This window comes from Streptomyces sp. NRRL S-37, from assembly GCF_000721605.1.
Classification (GTDB): Bacteria; Actinomycetota; Actinomycetes; order Streptomycetales; family Streptomycetaceae; genus Streptomyces.
Genome location: NZ_JOIZ01000012.1, coordinates 78,510 through 96,485, shown reverse-complemented (window position 1 = coordinate 96,485; position 17,976 = coordinate 78,510). Strand labels below are relative to the sequence as shown.

Annotated in this window: 14 protein-coding genes; 6 read left to right on the top strand and 8 right to left on the bottom strand. The window is 74.4% G+C overall.

Annotated elements, in window-relative coordinates; genetic code table 11:
• Window positions 1–36 precede the first annotated feature (36 nt).
• The gene (locus IH50_RS43180) at window positions 37–1,632 is read right to left on the bottom strand and encodes a hypothetical protein (protein ID WP_158801271.1); all 1,596 of its coding nucleotides are present in this window, start codon (window positions 1,630–1,632) and stop codon (window positions 37–39) included.
• Window positions 1,629–4,022, bottom strand: a complete 2,394-nt coding sequence (locus tag IH50_RS0118760; protein WP_030863168.1) for a serine/threonine-protein kinase — start codon at window positions 4,020–4,022, stop codon at window positions 1,629–1,631. Before IH50_RS0118760 ends, IH50_RS43180 begins: the two co-directional genes overlap by 4 nt.
• Window positions 4,023–4,256: 234 nt before the next feature.
• On the opposite strand from IH50_RS0118760, the gene IH50_RS42625 reads away from it, so the two are divergent.
• Complete coding sequence (locus tag IH50_RS42625; RefSeq protein WP_234328198.1) at window positions 4,257–5,711, top strand: macro domain-containing protein; 1,455 nt, start codon at window positions 4,257–4,259, stop codon at window positions 5,709–5,711.
• On the opposite strand, the gene IH50_RS0118745 is transcribed toward IH50_RS42625, so the two are convergent.
• Window positions 5,686–6,354, bottom strand: a complete 669-nt coding sequence (locus IH50_RS0118745; RefSeq protein ID WP_030863162.1) for a 4Fe-4S single cluster domain-containing protein — start codon at window positions 6,352–6,354, stop codon at window positions 5,686–5,688. The two genes, IH50_RS42625 and IH50_RS0118745, sit on opposite strands and share 26 nt — an antisense overlap.
• A gap of 354 nt (window positions 6,355–6,708) precedes the next feature.
• Here IH50_RS0118745 and IH50_RS37790 point away from each other — a divergent pair, with 354 nt between their 5' ends.
• The 3 genes from IH50_RS37790 to IH50_RS0118730 all read left to right on the top strand — a co-directional run bounded on the left by IH50_RS37790 (window position 6,709) and on the right by IH50_RS0118730 (window position 9,679).
• Window positions 6,709–7,278 carry a hypothetical protein gene (locus IH50_RS37790; protein WP_158801269.1) on the top strand — a complete coding sequence of 190 codons (570 nt, stop codon included), beginning with the start codon at window positions 6,709–6,711 and terminating at the stop codon, window positions 7,276–7,278.
• Window positions 7,279–7,353: 75 nt separating this feature from the next.
• Window positions 7,354–8,109: a hypothetical protein gene (locus IH50_RS0118735; protein WP_234328197.1), complete on the top strand. Its 756-nt coding sequence runs from the start codon at window positions 7,354–7,356 to the stop codon at window positions 8,107–8,109.
• Between the two features lie 121 nt (window positions 8,110–8,230).
• Complete coding sequence (locus tag IH50_RS0118730; RefSeq protein ID WP_051767366.1) at window positions 8,231–9,679, top strand: hypothetical protein; 1,449 nt, start codon at window positions 8,231–8,233, stop codon at window positions 9,677–9,679.
• A gap of 79 nt (window positions 9,680–9,758) precedes the next feature.
• On the opposite strand, the gene IH50_RS0118725 is transcribed toward IH50_RS0118730, so the two are convergent.
• The 3 genes from IH50_RS0118725 to IH50_RS0118715 are packed head-to-tail and all read right to left on the bottom strand — an operon-like array spanning window position 9,759 to window position 14,880.
• Window positions 9,759–10,418, bottom strand: coding sequence for an RES family NAD+ phosphorylase (locus IH50_RS0118725; protein ID WP_030863154.1), 660 nt, complete (start codon window positions 10,416–10,418; stop codon window positions 9,759–9,761).
• Window positions 10,418–11,143, bottom strand: coding sequence for a hypothetical protein (locus IH50_RS0118720; RefSeq protein WP_030863152.1), 726 nt, complete (start codon window positions 11,141–11,143; stop codon window positions 10,418–10,420). Before IH50_RS0118720 ends, IH50_RS0118725 begins: the two co-directional genes overlap by 1 nt.
• Complete coding sequence (locus IH50_RS0118715; protein WP_030863151.1) at window positions 11,140–14,880, bottom strand: CHAT domain-containing protein; 3,741 nt, start codon at window positions 14,878–14,880, stop codon at window positions 11,140–11,142. The genes IH50_RS0118720 and IH50_RS0118715 overlap by 4 nt, the downstream gene beginning before the upstream one ends.
• 246 nt (window positions 14,881–15,126) lie before the next feature.
• Here IH50_RS0118715 and IH50_RS0118710 point away from each other — a divergent pair, with 246 nt between their 5' ends.
• Together IH50_RS0118710 and IH50_RS0118705 are read left to right on the top strand one after the other, a co-directional pair.
• Window positions 15,127–15,471 carry a hypothetical protein gene (locus tag IH50_RS0118710; RefSeq protein WP_051767365.1) on the top strand — a complete coding sequence of 115 codons (345 nt, stop codon included), beginning with the start codon at window positions 15,127–15,129 and terminating at the stop codon, window positions 15,469–15,471.
• Window positions 15,468–16,124, top strand: coding sequence for a hypothetical protein (locus tag IH50_RS0118705; protein ID WP_030863146.1), 657 nt, complete (start codon window positions 15,468–15,470; stop codon window positions 16,122–16,124). The genes IH50_RS0118710 and IH50_RS0118705 overlap by 4 nt, the downstream gene beginning before the upstream one ends.
• A gap of 25 nt (window positions 16,125–16,149) precedes the next feature.
• Here the strand turns inward: IH50_RS0118705 and IH50_RS0118700 are convergent, their stop codons facing one another.
• The gene (locus tag IH50_RS0118700) at window positions 16,150–17,142 is read right to left on the bottom strand and encodes an NAD(P)-dependent alcohol dehydrogenase (protein WP_030863143.1); all 993 of its coding nucleotides are present in this window, start codon (window positions 17,140–17,142) and stop codon (window positions 16,150–16,152) included.
• Between the two features lie 83 nt (window positions 17,143–17,225).
• Window positions 17,226–17,921 carry a TetR/AcrR family transcriptional regulator gene (locus tag IH50_RS0118695; protein WP_030863139.1) on the bottom strand — a complete coding sequence of 232 codons (696 nt, stop codon included), beginning with the start codon at window positions 17,919–17,921 and terminating at the stop codon, window positions 17,226–17,228.
• Window positions 17,922–17,976: the final 55 nt, after the last annotated feature.

Here is a 17,976-nt window from a genome sequence, read left to right as displayed (position 1 = left end):
GGCCTTCCGTGGAGGGCGGGGCGGGTGACGGGCCGGTCACCCGCGGCCGGGACCGGGTGCCGTCCGGTGTGTCGGGTGCGTCCGGGGGCCGTGGACCGGCGGTCCGGTGCGTACGTCACGCGCGGCGGGCTCGACGAGCGTGCCCGCGAGCACCTCTCCGTCCCGCATCCCGAAGGTCAGGGGGAGTCCGTTCTTCGCGGCCAGGGCCCGGAACTCGTCCAGCCGCTCGCCCGCTTCGGCGCACCGCCGGGCGTCCAGTTCCAGGTCCTCGGCCCGCCGCTCGCCCCGGGTCGCCGGGCGCATGGTGGTGACATGGACGTTCTCCCCCCGCAGTTCCATCCTGAGCCAGTGGTCCGGTCCCCAGCCCCCGGGCGTCCAGTCGAGGGTCACCGTGTGGTCGCCGGTGTGGGCGACGCGCAGGTCACCGGCGGTGTCCAGGGCCAGTCCGGCCAGGACGCCGGTGCACTGGCGCTTCAGGTAGAGGGCTTCGAGGGCGGCGCACCGCGCGGCCGTGCCGCGTTCCACCAGGTCCCGCTCGTCGGAGGTGAGCGGAACCTGGTCGTCGACGCACTTCCGCAGCGCGGCCACGGCCCGCGGGTCCGGTTCGGGAAGGTCCGGGTCGTCGGGCAGGGGCATGGTCAGGAAGTCGAGCTGTACGGCGGCCTGTTCCACCTCGCGGCGCAGCTTCCACGCCTTGCGGTTGGCCTCGGCCACGAAGGTCCGCGCCTCGCGCAGGTGCCGGCGGGACCGCTGCGGGCGGGCGGCGTGCGTCACCGCGTGGCCCACCGCCTCGGAGGCCATCCTGACCAGTTCGGCGTCGGCCGAGGGGTCGAGGGCGGCCAGGATGCCGGCGCCCTGGTCCCGCACGGTGGCCGCGTCCACCGGGTCGGTCGTGCGCGGCGGCTCGGGCACCGGGTGCGGAGCCTCCCGCTCGGCCGGACGGGCCCGGAGCAGGTCCTGCTGCCTGGCGCGCAGGGCGTCCTGCCAGTCCGGCCCGTCCGCGCCGTCCGCCGGGTCGGCCAGTGAGGCGAGGAGAGCTTCGGCCTCCCAGGCCTCCTGGGCCCGCTCGGCGGCCTCCAGCGCCCGGTCGAAGCGGTCCAGTTCGCGGCGGAAGTCGCCCAGCCGGCCCGTGGCCGGGTCGAGCGGACCGGGCAGGTCGGGGCGGGGCGGGGGGTCACCTGGCGCCGTACGCGCGGCCCGGTCGATCCGCGCCTGCAGCGCCCTGCGGCGGGCGTTGGCGCGGGCGGCGGCGAAGGCCGCGTTCCGCCACTGTTCCGCCGCGTCGGCGGAGACCTTCTCCTGCCGTTCCAGGCAGCGCTGTTCCTCGGCCGCTCGGACGGCCGCGCCGGCCAGCACCTTGGTGGCGGCGAGCGCAGCCCGGCCGGCCAGCAGGGCGCCGCTGAGGGTGCCCAGCGTCTGGAGCGCGACATCGGCCACCTGCTGGGCGGCCTCGGTGGCCAGCTCGCCGAGCTGCGAGGCGACTTCCTCCGTCGTGCCGTCCATGTGCAGCGGTCCGGTGTGGGCGAGTTCGTTCGGGTCGGGCGGGGGCGGCGGCGGGGGCGGGGGCGGCGGGACGAAGTCGAGGCCGGGCGCCACCCCGGTCTCCAGGAACTGGGCGAACGCCTCACTCACCGGCCGGCTCCCGTCATCCGGTGCCCCGGCGCGTCCCCGGCCGAGGGGACGGGCGCCACGGGCGTACTCCGCTGCGGCGGTACGGTGCGTCCACCGGGGGCCGCCGGGCGGCTGCGGCCTCCCCGCCCGTCCCTGCTCCAGGCCAGGCACCGCCGGACGCTCCACACCACCACCGCGCCCGTGGAGACCGCCGGCCACAGCCACGGCAGGTACATCACCGTCCCGACGACAAGGGCGCTCACGGCGAGCAGCACCAGGGCACCGAGGAACATCCGGGACCTGCGGGACAGGGCGAAGGAGGCGGGACGGTCCGCGCGCTCGATGATCAGGCCCGCCAGGGAATGGCGCGGATGGTAGGCGGGCGGGCGGATCCAGTTCGCGGTGAACAGCTCGGCGGCGAAGACGGCGGGCGTCAGTCCGAGGCTCCACAGCCAGGCGACGACCACCTGGTCCTGGGAGGCCCAGCCGAGCACGTCCGCCAGCCCGGTCATGAAGCTGTACGGGAAGGTGACCAGCGTGGCGCCGAGCAGCGCCCAGCCCAGGGCCGCGGGCAGGTCCAGCCGCTGGAGAACGGCGATCGCCCCGTCCTGGTCCTCCCGCAGCTGCCGTTCCGCCTCGTCCTGCAGGTGCCTGTCGTAGCGGGCGGCGGCGTCCCGGCCGGCCAGTTCCGTCAGTTGGTGGGCGGCGACGAGCCGCAGGCGGCGCAGACCGTCGTCGTCGACGGTCTCCAGCAGCCGGTTGAACCAGGGGACCCGCGCCTCACGGGGGAGTCCGCCCTCGAACCTCGCCGCCTCGTGGGCCAGCCGGGCCTCCACGCGGTCGGGTTCACGGGCGAGTTCCAGGAGCAGGGTGTCCACGGCGATCGTCTGCCGCAGGGCGTGTCTCGCCCGGGGCAGCCGTCGCAGGTCGGGGAGGTCGAGGAGTTCACGGACCAGGTGGGGCCAACCGGTGCGCAACGACTGCCAGCGGTCGGCCACGTCGTCCAGCCCTTCGCCCATGGGACGAGGGGCCAGGGCGGTCAGGATGCCCGGGTGCCTGCGCAGGTGTTCGGCCAGCTGGACGGCCGCGCCGTCGTTCTGCCGGACGGCCTGGGACAGTTCGCGGATACCGCGGACGGTGAGCGGCATCCCCCAGCAGCCGGCCTCGAGCCGGGGGCCCAGCCAGTTGATCAGCCGGACGGTGAGTTCGGGGCTCGGTGCCCGTTCCAGAGCCTCGCGGAGCCCGGTGAGGACCCGCCGTTCGGCCTCGCTCTCCCCTTCGGCGAACTGCGCGAGCCAGCCCACGAGTTCGGACCGTCTGCCGTTGTCGGCCAGCATCTGCTCGGCGGCGACGTGATGGTGTTCGAGAGCGCTGGCCAGCGGCTCCCGCAGGGTGAACTGCTCGCCGACGAAGGAGAACGGGGTGACGGGGTCCGGCTCCGGGCCGGGGTCCGCCGCTCCCCGTCCGGGCCCCGCCCCCCGGGGCGCGGTGTCCGGGGACCTGCCGTCCAGCCAGTCCCGCACCTGCCGGGCGCCCCACCGGTTCTCCGGGTCCCGGGTCAGGAGCCCGGTGCAGAGCATCCGGACGCGCCGGTGCTCCAGGCGGTCGACGTCGGGCTCCCGGGTGGCGAGCGCCTCCATGACGGCCTTGTCCTCCCGCTCGTCCATGAGGGGTCGCCCCAGGGCCAGTTGGGCGGCGACCATGCCCACCGACCACCAGTCCGCCTCCGGGGAGACGGACTGCAGCCGCGACGCCGCCTCCGGGGCGAGGTAGAGGGGCTTGCCCCGCCAGTCGAAGTGCCGGGCCGACTCGTCCGGCCGGTACACCGCCGCACCGAGGTCGATCAGCGTGATCTCCGGGCCGTCCCCGTGGGCCTGGATCATGATGTTGTCCGGAGTGATGTCCCGGTGCACGATCTCCTCGTCGTGCAGGAACGACACGGCGTCGCACAACTGGGCGACGACCGGCTTCAGTTGCTCGAAGGGCATCGGACCGGGGTGTTCCCGCTGGTAGTCGCCGAGGTGCGTCTCGCCGTGCGACCGGTAGAGGTGGTACGGATGCCCGTCGGTCCGGCCGGTCTCCAGCAGGCGCTCCAGGTGCGGGGCACCCTCGGACGGCGGGACCCGGCCGGCCTCCAGCAGTGCCCGGCCGACCTCGGGGCCGGGCGCGTGCATGCGGTGGTACCACTTGAGCACCAGCGGGACGTCGGGGGTCCCGCTCCTCAGGTCGCGCACCCTGAGCACCACGGCCTGGGAGGGCCGCTCGGCGGCTTGGAGGACCCTGAGCAGGGAGAAGCGGTCCGTCAGCCCGGGCGGCACATCCGAGGTGACCGACCGGGTCTCGACCTGGCGGGCCCGCGAGAAACCGTCGTCCTCGGGGGGAACGAAATCTGTGGGGTCAGTGGTCGACATGGTCCGACCTTCCGATGAATGTGCCCGTCCCGCGGTCGTGAATCGGCGCGGGGATCAAGAGATTATCCGAGCGGTTCCGGTTCCTGTACGGGATTCTCCGGATCGCGGCACGGAACAGGGGACGAGTCCCGGGAAGGGTTATCGAGTGGATCATCCAGTCCTTCACCACCATCGGAATAATCTATTCCGATAATCATATTTTTAATCCGGGGGAACGGGTTTACCATGCGCCTCATGAACGCGTTGCCTTCGCATCAGGAGCTGGCCGAGGAGTTGAGGTGCCTGAGGCGGCTCGGGCTCTCCCGGCTGCGGCACTGCTCCCGGGACGGACTGCGCGCGGCCGCGGTGGCCGCCGGCTTCTGCGCGGACTCCGACGACGAACTCGAGGGCATAGAGGAGCTGCTCGGGGCGGCGGTACGACGCCTGGGCGGCGGCGAGCTGCGGGACGCGGACGACTGCGATCCGCTGGCCCGCGCCGCCGCGCACTCCTTCGGCCTCTTCGCCTACCGCCGCGGCGTACCCGCCGCCGACCGGCGCAAGGCCGCGGCGGGTGTCTACGGGGTGAGCACCGAGCGCTTCCGCAAGAGCCAGGAGCACGAGGTGTTCGACGGCCTGGCCTCGGCGATACTCGCCCTGGCCCGGTCCCGCCGGTCCAGGGACACCGGTGCCGGCCGGTCCCACGCCCCCGGTGACGGCCGGCCCGCCATACCCGGCGCCCCCGGCGACAGCCGGCCCGGTGACGGCTGGTCCGGCGTCTCCAGCGCCGGCCGGCCCGGCGTCCTCGACGACGGCCGGCCCGACATGCCCGGCGCCCCCGGCGACGGCCGGGCCGGCTCCCCCGGTGACGGCCGGCCCGGCGGGACCGGTGACGGCCGGTCCGGCGTCCTCGACGACGGCCGGCCCCGCACCCCCGGCGGCAGCCGGTCCGGCAGGATCACTGACGGCCGGCCCCGCACCCCCGGCAGTGTCCGGCCCGACCCACGGGTTCCGAGCCGTACGCTGCTCGCCGGCCCGGCACCGGACGGTCCGCGCCCGGTGCCGGGCGGTCTCCACCCCGTGCCGGGCGCTTCCCGCCCGGCGCCGGGCCGGGTCGCGGTCCGGCTGGCACCCATCGAGCGGATACGGGACGTCGACATCCTGGTCTCCTCCGAGAACGTCTACCTGGAGATGTCCAAGACGTTCCGGCCCACCGTCTCCGGCGTACTGCGGCGGGCGGCCGCCGAACGTTCGGACGGCGAGATCGTGGACGACGTCCTCGCCCGTGAACTGGCGGTCTGGCTGCACACCCACCGTCACAGCGGTCTCGCCGTACGCCCCGGCACCGTCGTGCCCACCTCCGCCGGAGCGCTCTCCCGGCAGGGCGTCCGGCGCGTCTACCACGCCGCCGTGGCCACCCCCGTGGACCACGGCAGCCGCTACCACGTCGACCCCCGCACCGTGACCGAGGCCGTCCGGCAATCCTTCGACCTGGCCCGCACCGAACGGAGGACGCTCGCGCTCCCGCTGACCAGCATCTGCTTCCCGCTGCTGGGCGCCGGGCGCGGCGGGCTCCCCGCCGCCGACGCCGCGCCCCGTCTGCTCGGGGCGGTCCGCGAGGAACTGCGCCGGGACCCGAGCTGGTCCGTGCTGCTGGTGACCCGCAGAAGCGAGTACCTGGAGCTCTTCAGGGACGCCAACTCTGCTCCCTGAGTGTCACGCCGGCCTGCCGCAGCCCCTGCTCCACCGCCCTGAGTTCGCCGCGCAGCGGCACGCCGTGGAACCGCACACCGGCGGGCGGTCCCGGTTCCACCACCGCCTGGAGCCTGCCGCCCGTGCTCTCCCGCGTCAGGTGCGCGGCGTACCGGGTCTCGCCCCGGGGTGTCAGCGGGCGCAGGCTCTGGTTGGCCGAGCCGCGCCAGACCAGCCGGGTCGGCCGTTCCACCCGGAACCGGCCGGTGATCACCGCGTCGGCGCCGCGCAGCGCCCGGCGTCTCGCGGCCGTGAGCTCGTCCGGCTCGTACCCGGTGTAGACCAGCAGGTCGGCTCCTTCCGCCCCGGCGCCGGCCCGGTCCCTGATCCTGGCGGCACCGCGCAGCAGGCCGGCCAGCGCGTCCGCCTGGTCGAGGGGCTCACCGCCGCTCACGGTGAGCCCCTCGGCCCCCCTCTCCAGTGCCTCCTCCCACAACCGCAGCAGACCGGACACGTCCTCGGCGGTTCCCCCCTCGGGAGCCCAGGTGTGCCGGGACATGCACCCGGGGCAGGCCAGCGCGCAGCCCTGGAACCAGATGCCGAGCCGTTGTCCCGGCCCGAGGGTTTCCAGGGGGAAATGCGTGCCGCTGATCCGGACTTTCATGTGTTCTCCTCCGTCACACCGGCAAGAAGTATCGACGTCCCGGCTCGGCCCGCGCAATCACGCTTTCGCCGCTCTCCGGCCGCCGTCCGGTCGAACTCCGGGCGTTTTCCGGATCCCCGGACAGGAATGATCTGTTCCGCCGGGAACCGGCCCCGTTCCGGTCCGATATTCAGCTACTCTCTCGATGCGCGGAACTCCCCCGGAGATCCGCGCGGACGGAAATTGGGAGGCTGTTCCATGACGAACTTCTCCGGTCGGACGGGGGGCCGTCCTCGAAGGGCGAAGCTCGGTTTCTTCTCCAGAACCGGCGCCCGGATCCACGGAAGACATGACGCGGCGGACCTGATGTCCCTGATGGCCGACGCCAGGACCGGGAGCGCCCCGGCCGGCCTGGCACTGCCGCCCTACGTGGTCGGGATCAGGAACGGGGTGGAGCGCGGCTGCTCGCGGCTGCGCCGGGAGCTGCTCCAGGGCAGGGGCGGACTGGTCGCGACGATCCACTCGGAATCGGTCCGCGTCGTCACCCAGTACACGAAACGCGGCCGGCCGGCCCCGGCCGCGCTGGCCCGCTACGGCCGGATGGTGGCCGAGTGGCGCAACGCGGCCGACATCCAGCGCACCAAGGCGCAGGAAATCATCGACGAGGGGAACCAGTTGCTGGCCTGCTACTGGGACGCGGCCTGGCGGCGGGGGCGCCGCCGGACGGTCACGGACGGCGGCCCGCGGCTGGACGAGCTCCGTCCGGCCGGCTGGCTGCCGGGCACGATGGAGCTGGACCCCACCTGGCACCGGATCGACGACTGGCTGGACGCCGACACCTGGTACGCGGAGCGCGGCCGGGACGAGACCGGTCCCGCGGTGGTCCAGGCACTGGCCATCCTGCGGACCCAGCAGCCGGGCGCCGGCGCCGGGCAACGGGCTTAGGCGGGAGGGCCGATGACCATGTCCCGCCTCCTCATATCACCTGGAGATCCCGACATTCCCGGAAGGAGGAGAACCGTGCGCCGATCGGTCCGTGACGGCCGGCGGACTCCCGGGCTCCGCCGCGTGGCCGTCCTGGTGCCCGCGGCGGGGCTGCTGGCCGCGCTGGTCTCGTGCACCTCGCAGCCCGACCCGCTCACCACTCCGTGCGGTGTCGTCGTCGACGGATCCGGGTCGGGGGCCGCGACCGCGAAAGGCTTCGACGCGGAGGCGAAGCTGAAGAACAGCCTCATGCCGTTCCTGGAGGAACAGCAGTGCGGCACCGTGGAGTTCGCGCCCATCACCCGCTCCTCCAAGTCCTCGTCCTGCCAGGTGGCGGAGGTCGATCTCGACCCGCCCGGCAGTGAGACCACCGACCAGGAGAGCGCACGCGCCGCGTCCCGGGTCGTCGCCGGCAAGAAGGCGCTCGAGGAACTGGAGTGCGCGCGGACCCAGAACGGGTCGGACGTCTGGGGGGCGCTGGACCGCATCAGCGAGATGATGCCCGGGGACGGGCCGGACGCCAAGCTGCTGGTCGTCAGCGACTTCGACCAGGCCGACAAGGAGTTCAGGATCTCCCGGTCGGACCTGTCGACCGCGCGGAAGCGCGAGACGGTCATCGACACCCTGGTGGAACAGCGGGGGCTGCCCGGACTCAAGGGCATGCACGTCTACCCGGTCGGCCTCGGCATGCAGTACAACGGCCGGCCCAGCGAGAGCGAGGACTTCGAGGCCTTCTGGGCCCAGATGCTGGAGGGGAGGGCGCAGGCCCATGTCCACTACGACTACAGGTGAGGAGCCCCGCCCGAGGCGGTGGCCACGGCCCGCTCCCCGGCCCGAGGGACAGAACCCCGGGCGGCGGGTACCGAGGTGGCGGCGGGACGGCACGCGGCCGCTCCACCAGACCGGCCGTCCGGTGGTGCTGGACATCCGGGCCGAGCAGCGGTTCCTGAACGAGGCCGAACGCCGCGGCGGCGAAGCCGCCCGCGAGGGGGCGCTGGATCCGCTGGTGCTGCAGAGCGACGACCGGGTCACGTACTTCGCCGAACTGGCGTCGCTGCGGGACCGGGTCATCCACAGCATCGGCGAGGAACTGCACGACGCCGAGCGGCAGGCGCGAATCGACGACGCGCACGCCCTCGCCGAGGCCGCGCGGCTGCGTGCCGAGACGGAGCTGATCGACCGGGAACTGGCCCGTATCGACGAGCAGATCGCCACCACCACACGCCAGTTGGACCTGCTGGCGATGCGCTCGACCCGCTGGAACCGCTTCCGTGACTCGCTGCGCGAGCGCATGGAGAGGCGGGCACTGGAAGGCCGCGACGGACAGGTTCCCCGGAACCCGGCCGGCGCGTCGGAGGACGGAGACGGGGGCGGACACGGGGACGGGGACGACCCGGCGCGCGGCGTACGGGAGTCCCCGGACGCCGGTGACCCGCAGTGGGTGAACGTGACACGCCCCTCCCCCGCCCCCGAGTCACCCGCGCCGCGCCGGACCGCCGCCACCGGCCACCCGGCGGCGTCGACGGGCGCCGGGCTGGCCCGCGCGTGGGAAGGGCTCCACAAGCGGCCCGCCGTCCCCGACTGGATGAGGTGGGGGCTGCTGCTCCTGATCATCGCGGTCGAGCTGCCCATCTACTGGGTGGCCTACCAGCCGTTCCACGGCATCGGCACCCTCAACGCGGACGCGCAGACCGGTGTGCTCGCCGTGGGCACGGCGGCCATGATGGTGGTGCTGCCGCACCTGGCGGGCCTGGCGCTGCGACGGCGCCCGGAGACGGGCTCGTTCCGGGCGGTCTGGTTCCCCGCCCTGTCCCTGCTCGCCGTCTGGGCCTTCCTGACCGGCGCGCTCGGCGTCGTCCGCGCCAAGTACGTCATGCAGACCGAGGAACCCCCGCCCGCCGCCGACGGTTTCCGCCCCGCCGGCACGGACACCGCCGCCGGCAGCCTGATCGAGCGGCTGGACCTGGAGCCGTGGACGGTGACCTGGCTGTTCGTCGCCCTCCTCGTCCTCTCCGGAGGCATCGGCCTCCTGCTCGCCCTGTGCAGGGAGCACCCGTACCTGGACGCCTACCGCACGGCGGTCGAGCGCCGCGGCGAGCTGGTACGGCGGCGGGAGCTCAGCCTGGTCGAGGCGGAGCGCCAACGGGTCGTCGCGGACACGGCCGACGCCCGGCGCGAGGACCGCAGGGCTGCGGCGGAGGACAGGGTGCGGGCCACCCGCGAACTCCACGAGGCGGCGGCCCACCGCTACCTCACCGGGGCCCTCATGGCGGCCGCCGACCCGGCGGTCACGGAGGCGGCGATGCGACTGTCCCAGAAGTGGCCCCTCCTCCCGATGACCCGCGGTGAGGCCTCCGTCTGACCCGGTGCACAATCAGGCTGAAGCCCGCCGCCCCGGCCCCGCGAAGGACCGGGGCGGCGGGCTTCAGCCGTGCCGCGGGTCAGCTCGGCGGAGCGGAGATCACCGAACGCAAGGGGCTCAACAGCCGGTTGACCCGCTCCACTCCTTCCGGGGAGTCCAGCCGCCAGCTCTCCTCCGGCGCCCGGTCCGCCGCACACGGCACTCCCCGGTCCCCGAAGAACTGCACGGCGGCACGGGGCCGGCACCTCTTGGACGTCCACCGCAGCCCCTGTGCGGCGGCGCAGTGCTGCCGCACCACCTGCACCCAGTACCGCGTCTTGTCGTACTCGCGTTCCTCGCAGTCGACCAGCCACTCGTCCTGCCACACCGACGCCAGTCCCTCGGCCGTGGTCAGGTCGACGAGCGTGATGTCCTCGGTGGTGCGCAGCGCGGAGAGCCGGTACCGGGAGGCCTGCGCCCAGGGGATCAGCCGGACCCCTGAAGCGCTGTCGAACTCCACGGACCGCAGGAAGACCTCGGCCAGCGCGGCCACCGGATCCAGCGCGGCGTACAAATAGGGGTAGGGGTCGCGCTCGGTGGCGTCGAAGCGGTTCCCCTTGAAGAACTCGTGCGCCGGGCGGGGGTTGAACTCCGCCGCGCCGTAACGCCCGCTGTGGCAGCGCCAGATGAGGCTGCCGGCCGGGAGCACGGTGAGTACGGGGTCCATGGCGACGCCCTCGGGCGGGGCCTGCAGCGCCATCAGTCCGCCTCCACCAGTTCGAGCGCGGCCCCTTCCAGTTCCTCGTCGGGCAGCGTGCCCAGGAGGTCCGCGGGAACGCCGTGCAGCCAGCCGTTCCCGCCCAGCCACCAGTCGGCCGCGCCCCACGGGTCCAGGTCGGCGCGGAGCAGGCCGTTGATGCGCAGGACGACGGGCAGCGGCTGCAGTGTGCCGGGCCGGAACTGGAAGCGCGGGCAGCGCGCCCCGGAGCCTCCGGGCCGGGGGTCCACGAGCCGGATCAGTTCCGGCCGGTCCTCGGGCGAGGAGAGGAGTTCGGCGTGCTCCCGTTCGGTCAGCGCGGGGGCGGCGAGCAGCCGTTCCCGGGCCGCCGCCAGCAACTCCGCCGGTTCCGGGGCCGGTTCGACGCCCGTCCGCGGACCGGAGTCCGGAGCGGCCGTCGCGTCCCGCGCCTCCAGCAGGTTCAGCACCGCGCCGATCGCGTCGGCGGACGGCAGCGCCCGGCCGCCCGTGCCGTCGGCCGCGTACCGGCGGCTCCCCAGCGCGGCGGACACCGGGTGCTTCGGGGGCAGCGCGGAGAGCGCCCGGCGCAGCCGCCGCAGGGCCGGGGAAGCGGACCGGCCGGCCGTCACCGCCTCGCGCGTCTCGCGCAGCGCGGCGGCCACCTCCGCCCGGTCCTCCTCGTCGAGATCGGCGGCCAGCGACTCCTGGTGCGTCACCAGGAGCGCCAGCAGGTCTTCCGGGGTCACTGCGGGGTACCTCCCGAGGGGTTGCCGTGATGGACGAACGCCGCCCAGACGTCGGCGTCGCGGAAGTCCCTGTTCCAGCGGCGGGTCCGGACCCGTTCCAGCGCCCGTACCGGCGGCCGTTCACCGGGGTCGGTGAGCATCCAGCGCTGGGCCGCCCGCAGCGCGTCCGGCGGTGCCGCTCCGGCGGCGAGCCGGTCGTGCAGGACCAGCATCAGGATCTCGGACTCGTCGTCGTCCACGCCCCAGCGCGTTCCGACGGCGTCGGCCGCGAGCCGGTGCACCAGCACGGACGTCACGGTCAGTGCCTCGTCGTGGTCGCGGGTGGTGAGGTCCGTCTCGCAGGCGCCGCACACCACCAGCGGCCCCCGCGACCGGTAGGCCTCACCGTCGTGCGGGGTCTCCAGCAGGGTGGCGAGGGTGAGCGGCTCGTAGGCGTCGCGGTCCGGAGCCGGGCCGCCCGGCCGGGAGGGCGCCAGCCGGAGGGCGGAGGTCGTGGGATCGGGACCCGCGATGCCGTGGCAGGAGAGGTGGACCAGGGAGGCGGCGGACTCGGCGCGTCCCCCGAGCAGGGACAGCACGGTCTGCGGGGTGGCGGGCGCGTCCGGGTCCCGGTACACCTCGGCGTGCGGGTAGTAGACCTCGTGCAGGAGCTCGATCTCCTCCTCCGCCCAGGCCAGCCGGTCGTCCCCGTGGAAGGCCAGCGCGGGGCGTTTGCCGGGGGACATCCGGGTCCGGGCCGACGCCCGCAGGAACTCCTGCCCCGAGGCGGCGTGCGAGATCACCGACACCTCGAAGGCCCGCACCTGCCCGGGTCCGCCGGGCTCCGCCGGGGGACGCAGCACCGCCGCGGGCCAGGGCACCACACCGAGGGTGCCGCACGGCACCAGGACCAGCCGCACCGCCCGCGCGGCCGGACCACCGCCCGCCCAAGCGGCGGCCAGCCCCGCCTCGGCGAGGGCCCGCGGCCACACATCCAGCGTGTCCAGTACGGGCGTCAGCACCTCCCCCGCCCATACGCACACCTCGTCGAGCGCCTCCCGCCACCGTGCCCCGGCCCGCCGGACCTCCTGCGGGGAGGCACCGGCGTCGGCGTCCACCCGTTTGCGTTCCGCGTCCGCGTCCAGAAAGGCGGTCAGCGGCGCGCGCCCCTCGGCGGAGAGCGCGGGCAGCGGCACGGAGCGGGCGGGGCCCTCGGGTGTGATCAGGAGGACCGCGCCGTCGTCCGTGCCGCCGCCGGGCAGCAGATGGACGAGGGCGTCCACGTCCGCCCGGACCAGCCCGTCCCGCAGCGCGGCGACCCGGTCGGCGGGCGTCATGTCCTCGGTCTCCCGCCGCTCCGAACGCAGCAGGTCGAGCGCCTGCCGCCGCACATCACCGGGAAGCGCGGGACCGCCCCCGGCCGCCGCGAACACGGCCCGCCCCACGACTCCGGCCGCGTCCCCCGCGCCGGGCACCCCGTCGGACACCGCGTCCTCCGCACCTCCCGCCCCGTCCGACGCCACATCCCCCGCACCAGGCGTCCCGTCGAACACCACCCCATCCGCACCGGACGCCCCGCCCCCCACGCCTGGCGTCCCGTCAGGCTTCGCGTCCCCCGTGCCAGGCGCCCCCTCCGACGCCCCGTCCCCCGCACCGGGCGCCGCCGGCACAGCCGCCTCGCGCCAGCGGACCGCGAGTTCCGCGGCGCCCAGGGCTTCGAGCCGGTCGGCGACGCTTCTGGACTCGGCCGCCGCCGCGAGAACCAGGGAGCGCCCCGCCTCCAGGCAGTCGACCGCCTCGTCCACCCGTCCGGCGGCCAGAGCCCAGGAGGCCGCGGTGCAGCCGTGGTCCGCGCCTCGCCGGGCGGCACGCAGGCCGTGGCGTACGCCGAGCTGGAGCAGGACCTCGTCCGCGGCGGCCCGCAACGACCGGCGGGCGGCGGACACGGCGGCCCGGAGATCCTCCGCGGCCTGCGGCGTGCCGGCCCGGGCGGTCGCCCGGCCGGCCAGCGCGGAGGCGAGCTGCCAGTACGCGCTCTGCGCGTCCGGGGCGCCCTCGGGCGGCAGGAGCCGGCAGGCCGCCTCCAGTTCGGCGACGCATTCGTCCAGGGCGTCCGGTTCACCGGTGCGCAGGTAGAGGGTGTCCAGCCCGATGGCCAGGGAGAGGCGGGTCTTGACCTCGGAGTCGAAGGTGAGGCCCGGTTTCCCCAGCGCCGTACGGGTACGCCGGAGGCCTTCCCTGATGTGGTCCGGGCCCGACCCGAGCAGGGCGGACAGGGAGTACAGGGGAGCCGCGCCCAGATCGGTCAGCGTCTGCAGGTGAGCGCTCCCGCCGAAGCTCTCCTGGGCGTTCTCCATGTGGATGGCCGCCTGGTGCATGTCCGCGCGGGAGCGGGACATCTGGGCGCGGGACAGATAGGCGTAGCCCAGCGTGTATTCCAGGACCCCCAGCAGGCCCTCGGCGGTCAGTGCCGTGGTGTCGAGGTCGTGGAGTTCGTCGATGAGCAGGTCCGTGGCGGCGAGGTCGCGTGTCTCCCGCAGTTCCGTGAGACGCAGCTGGACCCGCATGCAGTCGGCGAGCGCGCGCATCCCGCTGCCGGTCCCGCCGGCCGGCAGCGGGGGAAGGCTCGCCAGCAGTTCCTGCGCCGCCTCCGTGTCCAGCAGGCTGCCGCCCGTCTCACCCGCGAGCACCAGCAGCATCGACATCGTGACATGGAGCCACTCGGCCTGCTCCTCGGTGGCGAACTCGCCGGCCCGGGCGGCCTCCTGGAGCTGTTCCAGCGCGCTGTGCAGGTGTCCGCGGTCCGCGGTGCGCATACCGAGCGAGATCCGCAGCATCACGGCGATCATGCGGGACGACAGCGGGGAACCGGGCCGGGTCAGCCGGCGGACGAGTTCGGAGACCTCCTCGCCCCGCACGGCCTGGGGCGACGTCGCCTCCAGCAGGGCCAGGAATTCCGGTACGAAGGCGTCGTCCTCCTCCTGTTCCTCCTGCGGGCCGGACCGGTCCGCCGGCCGGTCGAGGGAGCGGGAGGCCGTGCCGGGGCGCAGCAACGACGCGGCGGTCTCCATGACATGGCGGAGCAGCGGGGGGAGATGGACGGAGCTCGTCCGCAGCTCCTTCGCGAACTCGGACACCGCCTGCCGGTCGTCCATCCGGAGCGTCGTGAGCCGGGAGAGGGTGTCCATGAGTGCCCGTACGGAGGCCGGAAACCTCCCGGCGAGGCCGGACTCGGACGCCAGCCGGTAGAGCAGCTGGATGTCCTCGGCATACCCGGGGCCGCCTTGGCTCCCGGGCCTGCCCACCCACATCATGTCGGTGAAGGACGCCTCGTCCAGGGGGCCGGAGTGCATCGCCGCCACCTTGCTCAGCCGGCGGACGAGCAGCAGGATCAGATCCTTGCGCGCCCTCACCCGTTCCCGCTCCGTCAGCAGGTCGTTCCGCCGGGCCTCCGCCAGCAGGTCCTGCGCCCTGACGCGGTCCTCCTCGGCCCCGCCGAGTACGGACCTGACGGCGAGCAGTGAGCCCAGCCGGGCCTCCAGCCGGGCCACGGCCACGGGGACGGCGGGATCCTCGTCCGTCGCGTCCGGTGCCGCTCCCTCGGCCAGGAGGGCGCCGGCCGCCTCGATCTCCTCGTCGAGCGCGGCTCCGCGAAGGCCCTCGTACTCCTCGGGCCGCTCGGGCACCCGGCAGTCCTCGGTGCGGGACAGGACCGCTTCGGCCCGGACGTGCAGCGGTTCGGTGGCGGCGTCGCTCATGTTCCGTTCCTCCCGGTGCCATCATGCCCACTGCCCGTCCCCGGCGGTGGCGGACCGGCGACACCGCCACCCGCACAACCGGATTCCGCCCGAACTCCGCCCGGACGCAAACTTTTTGAGGTAGAGGTGGGTCACGTCCGGTCGTGTTCCGGGTGCAGGCCGCGCGACATCCGCGACCGCGTGTCCGGACAGGGACGAACGGGGCATGCTGGGCCCGTTCACGCACACCCGCACAAGGAGGCCGGCATGCCGGGGGAGAGCGTCCCGACCAGTACCGACACCGACCACTCGACGGCCGGACCCCCCGTGCCGTACCGGGAGACGACCGCCGACGGCTACGCGCGCGACTTCACGCGGGAGGCGCGGGCGCTGTCCGTGGACGACGACACGACGGTACTCAGCGGGAGTTGCCCCCGCTGCGGCTGCTCCTTCACCTTCACGTACCGGCCCCGGGCGTTCCGCGGCCCCCGGCGGGGTCCGCGGGTGCGGGAGATCCCGGTGATGTGCACCTGCGCCGTCGAGCACGAGGGACGTCCGGCCGGCGAGGAGGGCTGCGGGGCCTACTGGAATGTGCGGCTGGAGCACCTGTGACGACCGGCCCGCGGCTCACTCCCGGCCGTCCCGCCATCGCCGCGGACCGCGCGGCGGCCCACCGGATGCGGCGGGCGCTGGCCGAAGAGCTGCCGAAGGTCCGGGAGGCCGCCCTGGCCTGGCGCAACGGCCTGGCCGGGCTGTTCGTCGGCCTGCTCGGCTTCGGCCTGGTCAAGGGCCGTACCGATGTCACCAAGCTCGCCTCCCCCTACGACGCGCTGGTGGGCGGCATGCTCCTGCTGTCCCTGGTGTGCGGCGCCGTGGGCGCGCTGCACCTGCTGCGCGCCGCACACGGCACACCGGTGGCGACCCCGCTGGTCCCGGAGCCGGACGCCGGTCCGGCGGCGCGGTGCACCGGGGACCATGTGGAGGCCGGCCGCGCCCTGCGGGCGATGCGCCGGGGCGTGGTCCTCACCATGGCGTGCGGCGCGCTGCTGGTGGCGGGCGTCGCCTTCACCTGGTACGGGCCGGGGAAGGACGCGCCGCGGCTGCTGGTGAGGACCCCGTCGGGTACGGAGTGCGGCGAGCCCCGGCACACCGAGCACGGCACGGTGCTGCTGAAGACGGACACCGGCGAGGTGAAGGTGTCCCTCGTCGATGCGACGGCGGTCGTGGCGGTGGAGGCCTGTCCGGGGGGCGCGCAGGGCGGCTGACGGAACGCGCCGGGCCCGGAACGGCTCACCGCTCCACGGTGAGCACGACCTTGCCGCGGGCGTGTCCCCCTTCCACATGGCGCATCCCCTCGGCCGCTTCGGCCAGCGGGTACGTCCGGTCGACCACCGGCGTGAGGCGGCCGGACCCGATGAGCGCGGTGACGGCGAGCAGGTCCTCGCGGACCGGGCCGGCCGGGGCCGCCGGGAGGATCACCCGGAGCCGCTGCCGGACGACCGTGCCGACCGCGAGGAGTTTCAGCATGGCCCCCATCGCGCCGAACACCTGGCCGGGCGAGCCGCCTCCGTTGCCCACCAGGGTTCCCGTCGGGGTGAGCGCCCGGCGCAGCCGGCTCAGCGGGTGGTTGCCCACGTTGTCCAGGATGACGTCGTAGCGTGCGCGGCCGTCGGTGAAGTCCTCGCGCGTGTAGTCGATGACGTGCCCGGCGCCCAGTGAGCGCACCAGGCCGGTGTTGCGGGTGCTGCACACGCCGGTGACCTCGGCGCCGAGGGACGCGGCGATCTGCACGGCGAACGTGCCCACGCCGCCGCCGGCCCCGTTGACCAGCACCCGCTGCCCCGCCCGCACCCGCCCCACGGTCCGGATGCCGCGCAGGGCCGTCACCGCCCCCATCGGGACGGCCGCGGCCTGTTCGAAGGCCAGGTCCGCGGGTTTGGGGACCAGGAGGTCCTCGGTGGTGCACGCGTACTCGGCGAAGGCGCCCGGGCAGAAGCCCAGCACCTCGTCGCCGGTCCTCACTCCCCGCACGCCGGGACCGACCGCCTCGACGTGTCCGGCCGCGTCGATCCCGGCCACCCGTGACTTCGGCCGGGTCAGCCCCATGCCCCCGGTCAGCCGGGCCACGTACGGGTCGCCGCGCAGCATGTGCCAGTCGTACGGATTGAGCGCGGCGGCGCGCACCCGCACCAGCACCTGTCCGGCCTCCGGCTCGGGGCGGTCGACGTCCGACACTTTCAGGACGTCCGGCGGGCCGAAGCGGTCCTGGACGATCGCCTTCATCCGGATCTCCCCCTCACAGGTGTACGGCGTACACCGATCATCATGGGTGTACGCCGTACACCTGGCAAGGGCCGGGAAGGATGTCAGGGCAGCAGCCGGGCCAGACCGTCCAGCGTCAGGTCCAGGGCGAACTCGAACTCGTACTGGTCGTCGCAGCCCGGGCCGACGACGGACTCCTCGTCGTGGGCAACCGCCATGGCCAGTTCGGTGAGGTGGGGGTAGCGGGCGGCCATCTCCTCGGGCGGCAGCGCGTCCGGGTCCGGCTCACGGCCGGCGCCGTCCTCGAACAGCTCCTGGGAGAAGCCCAGCAGCCGGCTGCCCATGACGTGCATCGCGTGATGGACCAGGTCGAGCGGGAAGCCCCCGGCCCGGAAGATCCCGATCATCGAGTCCAGGTACGCCATCACCACGGGGGTCGGCGCGGCCCGCGCCTTCAGCCGCGCCTCGATGACCCCGGACGCCCACGGGTGACGCAGCAGCATGCGGCGGGCGGAGAGCACCCGCAGCCGGACGGCGGTCTTCCAGTCGGTGTCCGTGACCGGTGGGTCGATCTCACCGACGAGGACGTCGATCATGCCGTCCAGCAGCTCGTTCTTGTTGGCCACGTGCTTGTACAGCGCCATGGGCACGACGTCGAGCACCTGCGCCAGCTTCCGCATGCTGAGCGCGTCGACCCCGCCCTCGTCGGCCAGGGCGACGGCGGCGGACAGCACCCGTGCCCTGCTCAGGGGGGTGCGGGTCCGGTGGACGGCGTCGGTCTGCCCGGTGATCTCCACCATCCCCTCTCGTGCCGGCCGGGGCGGACGCGTACGGACCGCCCCGGTGTACGGCGTC